14 protein-coding genes are annotated in these 13556 nt (G+C 60.1%); 5 read left to right on the forward strand and 9 right to left on the reverse strand.

Translation table 11 applies throughout. The features are described 5' to 3' along the window. The first annotated feature begins 98 nt into the window (after nucleotides 1–98). Genes gnd through AC07W7_RS02040 form a run of 3 tightly spaced genes read left to right on the forward strand, consistent with a single transcriptional unit; the run spans nucleotide 99 to nucleotide 3420 of the window. Nucleotides 99–1079 (forward strand): phosphogluconate dehydrogenase (NAD(+)-dependent, decarboxylating), encoded by a 981-nt coding sequence (gene gnd / locus AC07W7_RS02030; protein ID WP_076961063.1) that lies wholly within the window; start codon nucleotides 99–101, stop codon nucleotides 1077–1079. Next, entirely contained in the window at nucleotides 1076–2599 is a 1524-nt protein-coding gene (zwf, locus tag AC07W7_RS02035) for a glucose-6-phosphate dehydrogenase (RefSeq protein ID WP_495038531.1), read from the forward strand. The genes gnd and zwf overlap by 4 nt, the downstream gene beginning before the upstream one ends. Then, nucleotides 2596–3420, forward strand: coding sequence for an HAD family hydrolase (locus AC07W7_RS02040; RefSeq protein ID WP_495038532.1), 825 nt, complete (start codon nucleotides 2596–2598; stop codon nucleotides 3418–3420). The genes zwf and AC07W7_RS02040 overlap by 4 nt, the downstream gene beginning before the upstream one ends. On the opposite strand, the gene nhaB is transcribed toward AC07W7_RS02040, so the two are convergent. Both nhaB and AC07W7_RS02050 read right to left on the reverse strand, forming a co-directional pair. Beyond that, a complete protein-coding gene (nhaB, locus tag AC07W7_RS02045) occupies nucleotides 3408–4910 on the reverse strand; it encodes a sodium/proton antiporter NhaB (RefSeq protein WP_169864062.1) in 1503 nt (500 codons plus the stop codon). The two genes, AC07W7_RS02040 and nhaB, sit on opposite strands and share 13 nt — an antisense overlap. Before the next feature lie 217 nt (nucleotides 4911–5127). Next, nucleotides 5128–5394, reverse strand: a complete 267-nt coding sequence (locus AC07W7_RS02050; RefSeq protein ID WP_029291472.1) for a hypothetical protein — start codon at nucleotides 5392–5394, stop codon at nucleotides 5128–5130. Nucleotides 5395–5737: 343 nt separating this feature from the next. Between AC07W7_RS02050 and AC07W7_RS02055 the strand changes: the two genes are divergently transcribed. Next, nucleotides 5738–7063 (forward strand): sigma-54 dependent transcriptional regulator, encoded by a 1326-nt coding sequence (locus AC07W7_RS02055; protein ID WP_076961059.1) that lies wholly within the window; start codon nucleotides 5738–5740, stop codon nucleotides 7061–7063. 60 nt (nucleotides 7064–7123) lie between these two features. Here the strand turns inward: AC07W7_RS02055 and fapF are convergent, their stop codons facing one another. The 7 genes from fapF to AC07W7_RS02090 form a co-directional block, all read right to left on the reverse strand. Then, complete coding sequence (fapF, locus tag AC07W7_RS02060) at nucleotides 7124–8392, reverse strand: fibril amyloid transporter FapF (protein WP_099169773.1); 1269 nt, start codon at nucleotides 8390–8392, stop codon at nucleotides 7124–7126. A gap of 49 nt (nucleotides 8393–8441) precedes the next feature. Continuing rightward, nucleotides 8442–9188: a fibril amyloid subunit FapE gene (gene fapE, locus AC07W7_RS02065; protein ID WP_076961057.1), complete on the reverse strand. Its 747-nt coding sequence runs from the start codon at nucleotides 9186–9188 to the stop codon at nucleotides 8442–8444. A gap of 37 nt (nucleotides 9189–9225) precedes the next feature. Continuing rightward, nucleotides 9226–9906: a fibril amyloid maturation endopeptidase FapD gene (gene fapD, locus AC07W7_RS02070; protein WP_076961056.1), complete on the reverse strand. Its 681-nt coding sequence runs from the start codon at nucleotides 9904–9906 to the stop codon at nucleotides 9226–9228. A 65-nt stretch (nucleotides 9907–9971) separates the two neighbouring features. Beyond that, on the reverse strand, nucleotides 9972–10727 hold the full coding sequence (gene fapC / locus AC07W7_RS02075) for an amyloid-like fimbrin subunit FapC (protein ID WP_169901467.1): 756 nt from the start codon (nucleotides 10725–10727) through the stop codon (nucleotides 9972–9974). Nucleotides 10728–10795: 68 nt separating this feature from the next. Beyond that, nucleotides 10796–11350: a fibril amyloid subunit FapB gene (gene fapB, locus AC07W7_RS02080; RefSeq protein ID WP_495038533.1), complete on the reverse strand. Its 555-nt coding sequence runs from the start codon at nucleotides 11348–11350 to the stop codon at nucleotides 10796–10798. Then, the gene (gene fapA / locus AC07W7_RS02085; RefSeq protein ID WP_495038534.1) at nucleotides 11347–11808 is read right to left on the reverse strand and encodes a fibril amyloid chaperone protein FapA; all 462 of its coding nucleotides are present in this window, start codon (nucleotides 11806–11808) and stop codon (nucleotides 11347–11349) included. The genes fapB and fapA overlap by 4 nt, the downstream gene beginning before the upstream one ends. Nucleotides 11809–12134: 326 nt before the next feature. Then, complete coding sequence (locus tag AC07W7_RS02090; RefSeq protein ID WP_099169777.1) at nucleotides 12135–13133, reverse strand: FecR family protein; 999 nt, start codon at nucleotides 13131–13133, stop codon at nucleotides 12135–12137. Nucleotides 13134–13284: 151 nt separating this feature from the next. Between AC07W7_RS02090 and AC07W7_RS02095 the strand changes: the two genes are divergently transcribed. Further along, on the forward strand, nucleotides 13285–13554 hold the full coding sequence (locus AC07W7_RS02095) for a PepSY domain-containing protein (protein WP_057436705.1): 270 nt from the start codon (nucleotides 13285–13287) through the stop codon (nucleotides 13552–13554). Nucleotides 13555–13556 lie beyond the last annotated feature (2 nt).

The following is a 13556-nucleotide window of genomic DNA, read 5'->3' on the forward strand; positions in this document are numbered from 1 at the left end:
TTTGTGATGAAACTTGTGCGATTGGCGCCGGACTAATGGGTCATTGCGCTATAAACTGTGTCACACATTTTTTATTTTGTAGTTGGGAGCATCAATACATGCAACTGGGGATTATCGGACTAGGCCGCATGGGCGGGAATATTGCGCGCCGCTTGATGCTCAATGGGCATACCACCGTGGTCTACGACCGCAATGAAGCATTCGTCAAAGGCTTGAGCGACGAGGGCGCGACCGGTGTTACCGATCTGGCCGCCCTGGTCGCCGGCCTGCAAAAACCACGGGCCGTCTGGGTCATGTTGCCGGCGGGCGAGCCCACCGAAACCACGATCAACGACCTGAGCGAACTGATGGAACCCGGCGATGTGATCATCGACGGCGGCAACACCTTCTATAAGGATGACGTGCGTCGCGGCAAGGCCCTGGCGGAAAAAGGCCTGCACTACATCGATGTCGGCACCTCCGGTGGCGTGTGGGGCCTGGAACGCGGTTACTGCATGATGATTGGCGGCGACGCCGAGACCGTCAGGCACCTGGACCCGATCTTCGCCACCCTGGCCCCGGGCCTGGGCGATATCCCGCGCACCAAGGACCGCACCGCCACCGACGACCGTGCCGAGCGTGGCTACATCCACGCGGGCCCGGCCGGCTCCGGGCATTTTGTGAAGATGATCCACAACGGCATCGAATACGGCATGATGCAGGCCTTTGCCGAAGGTTTTGACATCCTCAAGACCAAGAATTCGGAAAACCTGCCGCCAGAACAGCGCTTCGACCTGAACGTGGCGGATATCGCCGAAGTCTGGCGTCGCGGCAGCGTCGTCTCTTCCTGGCTGCTGGACCTCACCGCCGATGCCCTGGCGACCGACCCCAAGCTCGACGGTTACTCAGGCTCCGTGGCTGACAGCGGCGAAGGGCGCTGGACCATCGAAGCGGCCATGGAGCAATCGGTGCCGGTGCCGGTGCTGTCCAACTCGTTGTTCGCCCGCTTCCGCTCGCGCCAGCAAAGCACTTACGGTGACAAACTGCTGTCGGCCATGCGCTTTGGCTTCGGCGGCCATGTGGAGACTTCCAAAAAATGACGGTCAACGGCAAGAAACCCAAGGCCGAACCCGCTCCACCCACTACCTTGTTCCTGTTTGGCGCCCATGGCGACCTGGTCAAGCGCCTGCTGATGCCGGCGCTGTACAACCTCAGTCGCGATGGCCTGCTGGGCGAGGGCCTGCGGATTGTCGGGGTGGATCACAACGCTATCAGCGATGCCGACTTCGCCAAGAAACTCGAAGACTTCATCCGCAGCGAAGCAGCGAGCAAGGTCAAGGGCAATGCCGAACATGCACTGGACCCACGCTTGTGGGCCCAGTTGGCCAAGGGCATCAGCTACGTGCAGGGCGACTTTCTGGATGACGGCACTTATGCCGACATCGCCCGCAAAATCGCCGACAGCGGCACCGGCAACGCAGTGTTCTACCTGGCTACCGCGCCGCGCTTCTTCAGTGAAGTGGTGCAGCGCCTGGGGCGGGCCAACCTGCTGGAGGAAAGCCCCGAGGCTTTCCGCCGCGTGGTGATCGAAAAGCCATTTGGCTCCGACCTGGCCACGGCCGAGGCCCTGAACGCCTGCCTGCTCAAGGTCATGAGCGAGAAGCAGATCTACCGGATCGACCATTACCTGGGCAAGGAAACGGTGCAGAACATTCTGATCAGCCGTTTCTCCAACGTGTTGTTCGAGGCGTTCTGGAACAACCACTACATCGACCACGTGCAGATCACCGCTGCGGAAACGGTCGGTGTGGAAACCCGGGGCAGTTTCTTTGAAAACACCGGCACCCTGCGCGATATGGTGCCCAACCACCTGTTCCAGTTGCTGGCGATGATTGCCATGGAGCCGCCGGCGGCCTTTGGCGCCGACGCGGTGCGTGGCGAGAAGGCCAAGGTGATCGGGGCCGTGCGCCCCTGGTCGCCGGAAGATGCGCGGGCCAACTCGGTGCGTGGCCAGTACACCGCCGGCGAGATCGGCGGCAAGGCGCTGCCGGGCTACCGGGAAGAAGCCAATGTGGCCCCGGACAGCAGCACCGAGACCTTTGTGGCACTGAAGGTGATGATCGATAACTGGCGCTGGGTCGGCGTGCCGTTCTACCTGCGCACCGGCAAGCGCATGAGCGTGCGCGACACCGAAATCGTCATCTGCTTCAAGCCGGCGCCCTATGCGCAGTTCCGCGACACCGAGGTCGATGAAGTCAAGCCGACGTACCTGAAGATCCAGATCCAGCCCAATGAGGGCATGTGGTTCGACCTGCTGGCGAAAAAGCCCGGGCCGACCCTGGACATGGCCAACATCCAGCTGGGGTTTGCCTACAAGGACTTCTTCGAGATGCAGCCTTCCACCGGCTACGAAACCCTGATCTACGACTGCCTGACCGGTGACCAGACGCTGTTCCAGCGCGCGGACAACATCGAAAACGGCTGGCGTGCGGTGCAACCGTTTCTCGATGCCTGGCAGGCAGACGACGGGATCCAGGCCTACAAGGCCGGCGAAGACGGCCCGGCGGCGGCCGATGAGCTACTGGCCCGCGATGGCCGCGCCTGGCATCGCCTCGGATGAGTGAAGACGCGATCCAACCCATCCGTTTTGTATTGAGTGATATGGACGGCACCTTGCTGTTGCCCGATCACAGTTTGAGCCAGCGCACTATTGATGCGGTGCGGGCATTGCGCGAGGCCGGGGTGTTTTTCAGCCTGGCCACCGGGCGGCCGCCCAGGGCCATGCTGCAGCAGATCGAAGCCCTGGGCGTCGATGTGCCCACGGCAGGGTTCAATGGCGGCACCTTGGTCAACCCCGATGGCAGCATCCTGGTTGCGCACCATTTGCCCGCAGAGGCGGCGTTGATCGCCTTGGCGCTGTTAAGCGATCAGCCAGAGGTGGAAATCTGGGTGTTTGCCGATGGCGACTGGCTGCTGCGAGACCCCACGGGCCCCATGGTGCCCCGGGAGCAGCACGGCTTGGGATATGCGCCAGTGGTGGTGGAGAGTTTCGAGCCGGTCCTGGGGCGGATCGACAAGATCGTCGCGGCCAGCACCAATGCGGCGTTGCTGGTTGAGCTGGAGGCCCAGTTGCAGCCCAAGGTCGCGGGTCTGGCCCAGGTGTCGCGGTCGCAGCCGGTCTATCTCGATATCACGGCGATGCAGGCCAACAAGGGCGATGCCCTGAAAACCCTGGCCGCTCACCTTGGGGTGGCGCTGGAGCAGACGGCAGCTATCGGCGATGGCGGCAATGACCCGGCGATGTTCCAGGTGGCCGGGTTATCGATTGCCATGGGCCAGGCCGAAGAGGTGGTCAAGCGTCAGGCCGATGTGGTTACCGCCAGCAATGTCGAGGACGGCGCGGCCCAAGCGATTGAGCGGTTTATCCTTCACAGCCAGTAACTGACCGCGTACCAGCCCAGTACGCCCATCACCACGGTGTACGGCAGCGCCATCCACACCATGCGCCCGTAGGACAGGCGGATCAGCGGCGCAATCGCCGACGTCAGCAAAAACAGGAACGCCGCCTGGCCATTGGGTGTCGCCACGCTGGGCAGGTTGGTCCCGGTGTTGATCGCAATGGCCAGGGTCTCGAAATGCTCGCGGCTCATATGGCCGGATACAAACGCCTGCTTGACTTCGGTGATATAGATCGTTGCCACGAACACGTTATCGCTGATGGCTGACAGCAGGCCGTTGGCAATAAACAGCATGCCCGGTTGCTGTTCGGCGGGCAGGGCCAGCACCCACTGGATCAGCGGGGTAAATAGCTGTTGGTCATGAATCACCGCGACCACCGCAAAAAACACCACCAGCAAGGCGGTAAAGGGCAGGGCGTCCTTGAAGGCGTTGCCGATGCGGTGCTCTTCGGTAATCCCGGTGAAGGCGGTGATCAGCACGATCACCAGCAGGCCGATCAAGCCCACCTCGGCGATATGAAAGGCCAGGCCGGCGATCAGGATCAGTGCGGCCAGGCCTTGGACAATCAGCGCCGCCCGCTGGCGCGGGGTACGCTCGGCGTTGTCTTCACGGGCGTAGTTGGCCAGTACCTGGCGCACGTTGTCCGGCAGCAGGGTGCCGTAGCCAAACCAGCGCAGCTTTTCCAGCAGCACGCAGGTAACCAGGCCCGCCGCCAGCACTGGCAGCGAGACCGGGGCAATCTGTTGGAAGAACTGGCTGAAGTTCCAGCCCATTTCGTGGCCGATCAACAGGTTCTGCGGTTCGCCCACCAGGGTACACACGCCCCCCAGGGCAGTGCCGACGGCGCCGTGCATCAACAGGCTGCGCAGGAAGGCGCGAAATTGCTCCAGGTCGGCGTGGTGCAAGGTGGGCAGGTGATGGTCGTCGCTGTACGCGCTGTCCTGGCGTGGATCATTGCCTGAAGCCACCCGGTGATACACCGAATAGAAGCCCACGGCGGCACTGATAATCACCGCAGTGACGGTCAAGGCATCGAGAAAGGCCGACAGGAAAGCCGACAAGAAGCAGAACATCAGCCCCAACAGCGCCTTGGAGCGTACGCCCAGCAGCAGGCGTGAAAACAGAAATAGCAGCAAGTCCTTCATAAAGTAGATGCCGGCCACCATAAACATCAGCAACAGGATCACCGGGAAGTTATGCAGCAGCTCGTCGTACAGTGCCTGGGGCGTGGTCATGCGCAGCAACAGCGCTTCGACCATCAACAGGCCGCCGGGCATCAGTGGGTAGCAGTGCAGCGCCATGGCCAGGGTGAAAATAAACTGCGCCACCAGCAGCCAGCCGGCCGCGACCGGGCCGAAAGCCCAGAGCACCAGGGGGTTGAGGATCAGGAACGCGAGGATGCTGGCCTTGTACCAACGGGGCGAGTACCCAAGGAAGTTATGGGCGAAGGCCTGGGCCATTGAACCGGACATGGGGTGCTCCTGGGGGCGAGAAGCGCGCAAAGTGCCCGATGCTCACCGGAAGATCAAGTGAACATGGCCTGGCGGCTATATAAAGAAGAGCGAAACCAAAGTGTCAGGCATGCAAAACCCGTGGCGAGGGTCGAACTCACGCGCCACGGGTTTAGTCGTCTTAACAAGTTGCAGCCAATATTAAGAAGCGACGGTATGTCGCAGTGGCTGCATTAACTTACTTGGGCATTGCCCAGGATTGAAGTTGATAACCTTCGCCATTGAGTTCGGCGCGGGCTTGCAGCAGCAGGGTTTCCAATTGTTTTGGATCGGAATAAGTGCTGCAAGGAATCTGTTTGCGCCCGATGCGCTTTTCGGTGCGGTCAATCACGGTCAGGCTCAGTTCGCCAGTCCCGTCTTGTGGGGCCCAGGCCACGCAGTGAAAGGGTTGGAAAGCACGGTCTGCGATCAAAAGAGCTTCGTTGATACGGAGCGGGGCGTTCATGGGGTCTTCTCTCTAAGTGCCCAATCAAAAGATGTGCCGTCGGTTGGGCTTACCGTTCGGCTAGTACCTGTACTGATGCACGATGACAGGGTACGGGTCACATGTTAGAGCAAGAAAATTCAACTTTTCGTGATTAACGTCATGTAAGGCGCGATTTTGAAAGGTGCATGAAAGATTGAAGTAGCGTGCATTGAGGGGGGGCTGATCGCCAAATGCTGTATCGGTGATGGTTTTATCGCGAAACGATACAAGGGGAGTGTCAAGATCTTGCTAGGGTTATGAGCAGCTCGTCCAAACTGTTGTTTCTTAATAACTTTAATGATTTTGACGCCAAGGAACAGTCATGGTTGTTACACCAACCCTGCGTCGCTTGCTTGTGGTCGACCCCTGTGATGATTGCCACCAGTTATTGCCTGGTTTGCGGGCGGCTGGCTGGGATACCGACAGCTGTGCCCTGGAGGCGCTGGGTGAGCGGACCTGTGACGTCGGCTTGTTGCGCCTGCAGCCTTTTCACCTGCAGCGCCCCGAAGCGGTCAAGGAGCTGATCAGTCGCAGCGGCACGGAATGGATCGCTGTGCTCAGCCCCGAAATGTTGCGTTTGCAGAATGTCGGCGACTTTGTGTGTGAATGGTTTTTTGACTTCCATACCTTGCCGTTCGACGTGTCGCGGGTTCAGGTCACCCTGGGGCGTGCCTTTGGCATGGCGAGGCTGCGAGGCAAAGGCGCGGCCCAGGTGAATGCGCCGGAACATGAGCTGTTGGGTGATAGCCGGCCGATCCGCGAGCTGCGCAAATTGTTGGCGAAACTGGCGCCTACCGAGTCGCCGATTTTGATCCGTGGCGACAGCGGCACTGGCAAGGAGTTGGTGGCCAAGACCTTGCACCGCCAATCCCAGCGCCACGCCAAGCCTTTTGTGGCGATCAACTGCGGGGCTATTCCAGAACACTTGATCCAGTCCGAACTGTTTGGCCATGAAAAGGGCGCCTTTACCGGCGCCCATCAACGCAAGATCGGGCGCATCGAGGCGGCCAATGGCGGCACCTTGTTCCTCGATGAAATCGGCGACCTGCCGCTGGAGTTGCAAGCCAACCTGTTGCGCTTTCTCCAGGAAAAACACATCGAGCGCGTCGGCGGCAGCCAGCCGATCCCTGTGGATGTGCGGGTACTGGCCGCGACCCACGTCGACCTGGAAGCCGCCATCGAGAAGGGCGCCTTCCGCGAAGACTTGTACTACCGGCTCAATGTCCTGCAAGTGATGACCGCGCCGCTGCGTGAGCGCCATGGCGATGTGGGCATGTTGGCCAATCATTTTTCCAGGTTCTACAGCCATGAGACCGGGCGCCGCCCGCGCAGCTTCAGCGAGGATGCCCTGATCGCCATGGGCAAGCATGCCTGGCCGGGTAATGTACGCGAGCTGGCCAACCGGGTACGGCGCGGCCTGGTACTGGCCGAAGGGCGACAGATCGAAGCGGCCGACCTGGGCTTGCAAAGCCGGCAGGCCATCGTGCTGCCCATGGCGACACTGGAAGACTACAAGCACCGCGCCGAACGCCAGGCGCTGTGCGATGTGCTGAACCGGCATAGCGACAACCTGAGTGTCGCCGCCCGGGTGCTGGGGGTGTCCCGGCCCACCTTCTACCGGTTGCTGCACAAACACCAGATCCGCTAGGGCGGGTAAAAAAGCCCCGTCGCGACCCTTATCGCGGCGGGGCTTTTCCTTCTCTTGCTTTTAGAAGTAGTACGGGAATTTCAGGCTGAAGGTAAAGTCCGGCGCGTCATCCGTCATGCCGATGGCCAGGTTGGGCACAATCGTCAGGTTTTCGCTGGCGGCGATGGTCATGCCGACGTTGAAATAGCCGGCATTGGCGTCACTGGACACAATCGACTGCCAATCGCCATTGTCGGGCTTGAGCTTGCTCTTGCGCTGGATCAAGTCAGACACCGAGAACGACATACTCATACGCTCGTTCAAGGCAAACGCCACGCCAACCCCGAACTGGAAGCTGTCGCCCAGGCGGACCTTGCCGCCGACTTTTTCGTTGACCGTCGAACTGATGTCGTCAAACGAGTCCTCGAAGTTGTGGGTGTAGGAGAGTGAGCCGAACAGCACCGCCGGATCGAAAGTCTTGACCAGGGAGATCCCCGGGGTAATCGACCAGACGCCGTTGCCGGTCGGCAAGTTCTCCGGCACATAGAGATTGGTATTGGAGGGCGAGCGCACCAGTTTGATCCCGAACGGTTCCTTGCCGGTTGGCGCCTTGACCCGTACCGACACCACGGCATCGGGCATCGTCGCCGACTCGTCGAGGAACTTGTAGGCAATCCCGAAGTTGACATCGCCGATGGTGGGATCGCGGCTGACCGATTCCTCGGAAGTTGCCGTGCCCGAGCCGCCATTTGCGCCACCGGACTGATAGGTCGATTCGCGGTACACCACCGGCACGTTGACATCGAACTGCCAACGGTTATCGACGTTATAGCGGCCCGTCAGGTCCAGGGTCCAGTTATCGGCCTTGATGCGGTCCAGGTTGATATTGCCCAGGAAGATCGAGTCCAGCGCCAGGAAGCCATTGAGGGTCAATTGCCGGGCATCGTAGCGGGCGTAAGTAATGCCCGTCTCAACGCTGAACTTGCCATTGCCGAAGAAGCCGCTGGCCTCGTTATAGAGGTTGCTGACACTTTGTGCCGGGGCCGAATCATCCTTGAGCGCCTGCCCATAGGAGCTGCCGCCGGCGGCCACGGTACTGCCACTTTGCTTGAAGTCGGCTGGCGACTTGGCCAGGCGCTTGGGCGCAGGTGTCGCGGGCTGGTCTTCTACCTGGCGTACCCGTTGTTCCAGGACCGCCAGGGCTTTTTGTTGTACTTCATAGCGTTGCTTGAGTTCCAGAAGTTCCTGTTTGAGGGTTTCGATATCGGCGTCTGGCGCTGCGTACAACAAACTCGCTGGCAAGATCGTACTTAAACAAACAACGGCGCGTAGCGATAACGTTCGATGCATGAAATAAGCCGTCCTTTTCTAATGCGTAAGTGTCGAGGGTCAGCGTAGTTCAATAACCGAGCGTGCGTAGGCCCTTGAGTTGATCCAGATTACAGTTCAAAGCCACGTTGTTTAGACCGTTATTACCCAGCACGACATTGAGTTGGGTCATGTTGTTTACGAAGTTACTGTTGCCTTGCAAAATTGTGCCTTGCAGAACATTACCGCCGCCGATTTGCTGTACGGCGCTACCCTGATTATGGTTGGCCTGGATCGCCATCTGCAGGCCGCCGTTATTGGCCGAGACACTGACTTTGCCGGCGGCGCTATTGCCGGAGATAGAACCACCGGCGACCAGTACCTGGCCCGACTGCACCAGATTGGCGGGCGCCAGGCCGTTTTCACTGACATTGATCCCGACGTTGTTATAGGCGGTATTGCCATCGCCAGCGGCGCGGACGGTTTGTGTCACGCCGCTGCCGGTACCCAGCCCGGAGCCGCCGATGACCGTGCCGGTGCCCGTGGGGCGGTCGCCGCCCTTGCCGGTTTCCCCGGTGGTCTGCACGTAGAACTGCGGCGTGATGGTGGAGGCGTCGATCTGCATGTTGGCCTTGACGGTGCTGGTATCACCGGCGGCGTTGGTCCAGGTGGTGCTCATCACGATACCGAAGCTGACAATCCGCCCCGGCATCACGAAACGGCCGCGCAGTTGGGCCAGTTCCGCGTCATTCATTTCAATCGGCTTGAACGCCGAAGCTGCATAAGCGGGCATTGAGGCTGCCAGGCACAGGACCGTCAGCCAACGGTAAGTGTTCATCATCTGCTCCTGGAGCTTCCTGCTCCTGATGGCGCTTCTAGAAGAAGTCGCTCTGGATGAAACCGAAGTCCATCAGCTCGGCATCGCCCACGGGCCGGAACTCGTTCATTTTGCTCTTGGCGGTCAACGGTATCGGCGGGTCGAGCAGGGCGTTGGCCTTGTCGTAGCCTTCACCGAGCACGGCGAACACGATGCCATTCCATCCGGCGAGGAAATCGTCCCGCGAGTAACGCTTGTTGCCCAGTACCGGGTCGCCGATATAGATCCAGTCTTTCTCGGCACGTTGCATCACCACAAAGTGCTTGTAGCCACGGATATCCAAGAGCACCACCACCGGGATCTTCACCGTGGTCAGGGTGTCCGGCCCGATCTTGTAACCCCGGGCCCGCATGCCGATGCTTTCGAGGTAGCGCTTCATATCCAGCATGGAAAAGCCCTGGGTGCGTACCAGGTCCTGGTCGGCGTTGACCAACATGCCCTTGATGACGTGTTCCTCATCGACATCCAGCCAGTAACCCTGGCGCAGGATGGTGGCCAGTGCTGCGGCCCCGCAGCTGAAATCGGTTTTTTGTTCCACCAAGTTGGCGAACCGCCGCTCGCGGATGCTCTCGACTTTCTTGAAGACCAGCGCACCGCCAGGCATGGCGGAAATCGCCATTTGCCCTGCCCAGGAGGGGCCGGTGAGCATTAACAGCAGGCACAAGGTCGCGAGGCGCATGATCGAATGACCTGTTGGACACGGGAATAAAAAAGGGCCTTGTTGCCAAGGCCCTCTGCGTCAGGTCAGAAGCGTACGCCGCTGCCCGCTGCGCACTGGGTGCAACCGCTGCCCAGGGACAGGGAGTTGGATTGCTGGTTGCCAGAGCCCGCAGACACGTTGATGCCGATGTTGCCGGAAGCATTGTTGCCCGAGTTGTTCAAAGAAGCATCGTTGGTAACATAGGTCTTGCCCCAGTTGCCGTAGCCTTTGCCGGCCGATGCGGTGTTGAGGAAGGTGTTGTTCAGCGATTCCTGGCCGGTAGCGGCCACGGCGCCAATATTTTTACCGTCAGCAGTCACGATAGCCGTGCTGTTGGCCTGCTGGTTGCCTTGACCGGCAGTGACGCTGACACCCACGTTACCCGAACTGTTGTTGGCCGAGTTGTTCAACGAAGCGTCGTTTTGCGTGCCTTTGTTGTCAAATTTGTTGCTCTTGGAGGTTTGATCAGTGATGGCCGCGGCAAAGACCTCAAGGGCGTCTTTAGCCGCACTGCTGGCGATGCTAGTGCTGTTGCTTTGTTGGTTGCCACTGCCTGCCGCGACGTTGGCCCCCAGGTTACCGTCGCTGTTGTTCAGCGATTTGTTGGCCGAGGCATCGTTCTTGGTTTTGGTGTCGTCGAACTTGTTGTCTTTGCTCAGTTGAGTGCTGTCCACAACTGCAGCGACTGTACCTGTAGGTTTAGGGGTTGGTTTCCACTTATCACTATCAGCCTGTGCAGCAACAGCCATGAGCGCAGCCAGAGCAAAAACCAGTGGTTTGAGAGCCATTGTAGGTTTCATGGTGTATCTCCTTGCTTCTAATTGGTTGGTTAAGTGTTGGTACGGTCTTGCAAACACCGATCAAGCGCTTACTTGATCGTGATACCCAGGGTGTTAGCCACACGGTTCCCCACCCCTGCACTCTGATTCACCTGTACCACTCCACGGCTGCCGGTGAAGGCCTGGTCGCTGGTCACGACCTGGCGGCTGCCAGTGGTAGAGGCGGATCGGGAGTCTGGTAGCAGCGTCATGTTCTGTTGCGACAGGACGCTGTCATCGATGCTTTGCGGGCCAGGGTTGATACTGATCCGCACGGCATTGATTGCCTGGTTGTTGGCCCCGGCCGACTGGTTGACGCCCAGTACACCGTTGCCGTTGCTGAACGATGAGCCCTGGATCGCTGCACTGGCATTCAGGGCCGGGTCGACCTTGCCGTCGAGCCGCTGCACCAGTGCGTCAGTGGCTTGGCCGCCCACCGTGATTGCGCGGCTATTAATCTGTTGTTGCTGGTTGCCGGCGGCCTGATTGACAGAGGCGACGCCGCTGTACTGCTGGCCGGAACTGTCGATCAGCGCATGATTGTTACTGTCGGCCAGCGCGCTGGTGCAGCCGAGGAGGGCGAGGATCAGCCATGCGTGCTTCATTTCTGGCCTCCCATCAGGCTGCCGAGGTTGTTCAGAGGGGCCATACCACGCTGGATCGTCCCGCTGATCTGTCCGCCCAGGCTGCTACCGCCGCTATGGCCCGCCGCCGCGCCGGCACCCAAACCGGAGGCGCTGCTGCCATGGGTGGTGCTCAAACCGGGGAGGGTGCCATTGGGCAGGATGGAGCGTGTGATGCTTGACCCGCTGCTGACCCCGGCGAAGTCGTTATCGTTGAGTTCGCCGTTAGCCGTGGCGCGCAGAATCTGCGTGCCAGGATTGGCATTGGCCGTAGAGGGATAAGGGTCCGGGCCGAAGGAGGAACGCCCGGCCATATGGCCTTGGACGTTGCGCCCGGTGACGATCACGCCGTTTTCGGCCAGGGCCGGCACGCTCACACTGGCGCTGAGTACACAGCTGATCAGCAGCAGGCTCAGCGAGCCTTGATTGAGAGTTGCCACGGCATCATTCCTTGTTTTGTGGCGCTGACCCTAAACAGCGCTGCAAGGCATAGAGCAGAAGCTGTGCCGCTTTTTATATTGTTTTATTTTTCAATGAGTTGGGGTTTTTGGCAGGCCGGACGTAGGCCCCGGTGTATCAGGCATGAAACAGGGCGCTACCCAATGACCAGCACCTGGCCTGTTTCAGCCATGCAACACTCTTGATGACGAACCGATGAATCCGCCGCCACAGGGGCGTTGCGCAGGGAGGGGTGTTTCAAAAGTGGACATTGCGACGCGCACAGAGGTCGCGCCCGGTACTGCCCAAGGCGCTGTCTTTGCGTCGCTCAGGTCTTGGGCGTTTTACGCGGTATCGCGTTGAGCACGGTGTTGCCATCCTGGTTCTGGGTCAGGTAGACCGGCAGGACCTTGGGCAGGGAGGACACCAGGTGGGTGACTTCATGGATATCGTAGATCCCGCCAATACGGATGTTGCCGGTACCGGTATCGGCCAGCATCACCGGTTTGCTCAGGTAGCGGTTGATCAGCGGCAAGGCATCCACCAGCGCCAGGTTGTCGAGGATCAACTTGCCCCGACGCCAGGCCAGCGCCGGGTCATGGGGGGAGAACGCCTGCAACTGCGGTTGCGCATCACCCCGGTTGTAACTGGCCTGCATGCCGGGTGTCAGGCTCAGGCCGCTGTGGCTGGCATCGCTGCTGATCTTCACCGAGCCTTCCAGCAACATGACCCGCACCTGATCGTCGTACTTCCAGACGTTGAACTGGGTGCCGGTCACCCGGATCTGCCCCGCGCCGACGTGGAGCACGAACGGGTGTTCACGGTCATGGCTGACGTTGAAGAACGCCTCACCTTTTTTCAGGGTGGCCCGGCGTTCATGCTTATAGTTGCTGTAGACCAGCTCGGTGCCCAGGTTCAGCTCCACTTCGCTGCCATCGGCCAGTGTCACTTGGCGCAGGCCACTGGTGGCGTCGTAATGTTCATAGGAACTGGGCAGCCAACCCGCTTCCCAGCCGGTGAAGGCGGCCAGAGGCAGAGCCAGCAACGAGATGGCGGCGGCCACGGCATAGGTACGCCAGCGGCGGGGCGGTGTGACTTGCGCTAGCGGCGGGGCCGTTTCGCTGCTGCGCGGCAAATGGTCGGCCACCTCCCAGACTTCCAGCATGGCCGCATATTCAAAGGCATGCAGGGGATGCGCATCGTGCCACTGTTCAAACGCCTGGCGCTCGGCCGCCGTGCAATCAAAAGCGTGCAGGCGCATACACCAGTGCGCAGCGGCATCGGTGATTGCGTCATAGTCGGCTTCTGAAAGGGGCTGTTCGGTCATTGGTGCTTCCTGATTTCCTACATTCTAACCTTCCCGGCAGGGTGCCGAGAACCGCCATCATGGCGTATGAGCATCAATGTGGAACTAATTCAGCCTGCAAACACCCTAAAAATCTGGATCTGTAAGTCATTCTCGCTAACGGAGTAAGAACATGCTGAAGAAAACCCTCACTGCCATGCTTGCCACTGCCACCTTGCTCGGCGCCGGAGCCGCCCTGGCCGACAAGCCAGGAGCCGGCTGGATCACCATCGAAAAAGCCATCGAAACCGCCAAGACCAAGGCCGGTTACATTGAGGTCTACCAGGCCGAAGCGGACGACAATGGCTACTGGGAAGTCAAAGGCCGCAAGGCTGACGGTGTGGTCTATGAAGTACGCATCGACGGCGCCTCGGGCAATGTGCTGCGCGACCAGAAGGACTGACC

This window comes from Pseudomonas sp. GW821-FHT01D09 (assembly GCF_059422465.1).

Coding starts and splice junctions, on each gene's coding strand:
- gnd (WP_076961063.1), top strand. CDS start 99: ATGCAACTGGGGATTATCGGACTAGGCCGCATGGGCGGGAATATTGCG.
- zwf (WP_495038531.1), top strand. CDS start 1,076: ATGACGGTCAACGGCAAGAAACCCAAGGCCGAACCCGCTCCACCCACT.
- AC07W7_RS02040 (WP_495038532.1), top strand. CDS start 2,596: ATGAGTGAAGACGCGATCCAACCCATCCGTTTTGTATTGAGTGATATG.
- nhaB (WP_169864062.1), bottom strand. CDS start 4,910: ATGTCCGGTTCAATGGCCCAGGCCTTCGCCCATAACTTCCTTGGGTAC.
- AC07W7_RS02050 (WP_029291472.1), bottom strand. CDS start 5,394: ATGAACGCCCCGCTCCGTATCAACGAAGCTCTTTTGATCGCAGACCGT.
- AC07W7_RS02055 (WP_076961059.1), top strand. CDS start 5,738: ATGGTTGTTACACCAACCCTGCGTCGCTTGCTTGTGGTCGACCCCTGT.
- fapF (WP_099169773.1), bottom strand. CDS start 8,392: ATGCATCGAACGTTATCGCTACGCGCCGTTGTTTGTTTAAGTACGATC.
- fapE (WP_076961057.1), bottom strand. CDS start 9,188: ATGAACACTTACCGTTGGCTGACGGTCCTGTGCCTGGCAGCCTCAATG.
- fapD (WP_076961056.1), bottom strand. CDS start 9,906: ATGCGCCTCGCGACCTTGTGCCTGCTGTTAATGCTCACCGGCCCCTCC.
- fapC (WP_169901467.1), bottom strand. CDS start 10,727: ATGAAACCTACAATGGCTCTCAAACCACTGGTTTTTGCTCTGGCTGCG.
- fapB (WP_495038533.1), bottom strand. CDS start 11,350: ATGAAGCACGCATGGCTGATCCTCGCCCTCCTCGGCTGCACCAGCGCG.
- AC07W7_RS02090 (WP_099169777.1), bottom strand. CDS start 13,133: ATGACCGAACAGCCCCTTTCAGAAGCCGACTATGACGCAATCACCGAT.
- AC07W7_RS02095 (WP_057436705.1), top strand. CDS start 13,285: ATGCTGAAGAAAACCCTCACTGCCATGCTTGCCACTGCCACCTTGCTC.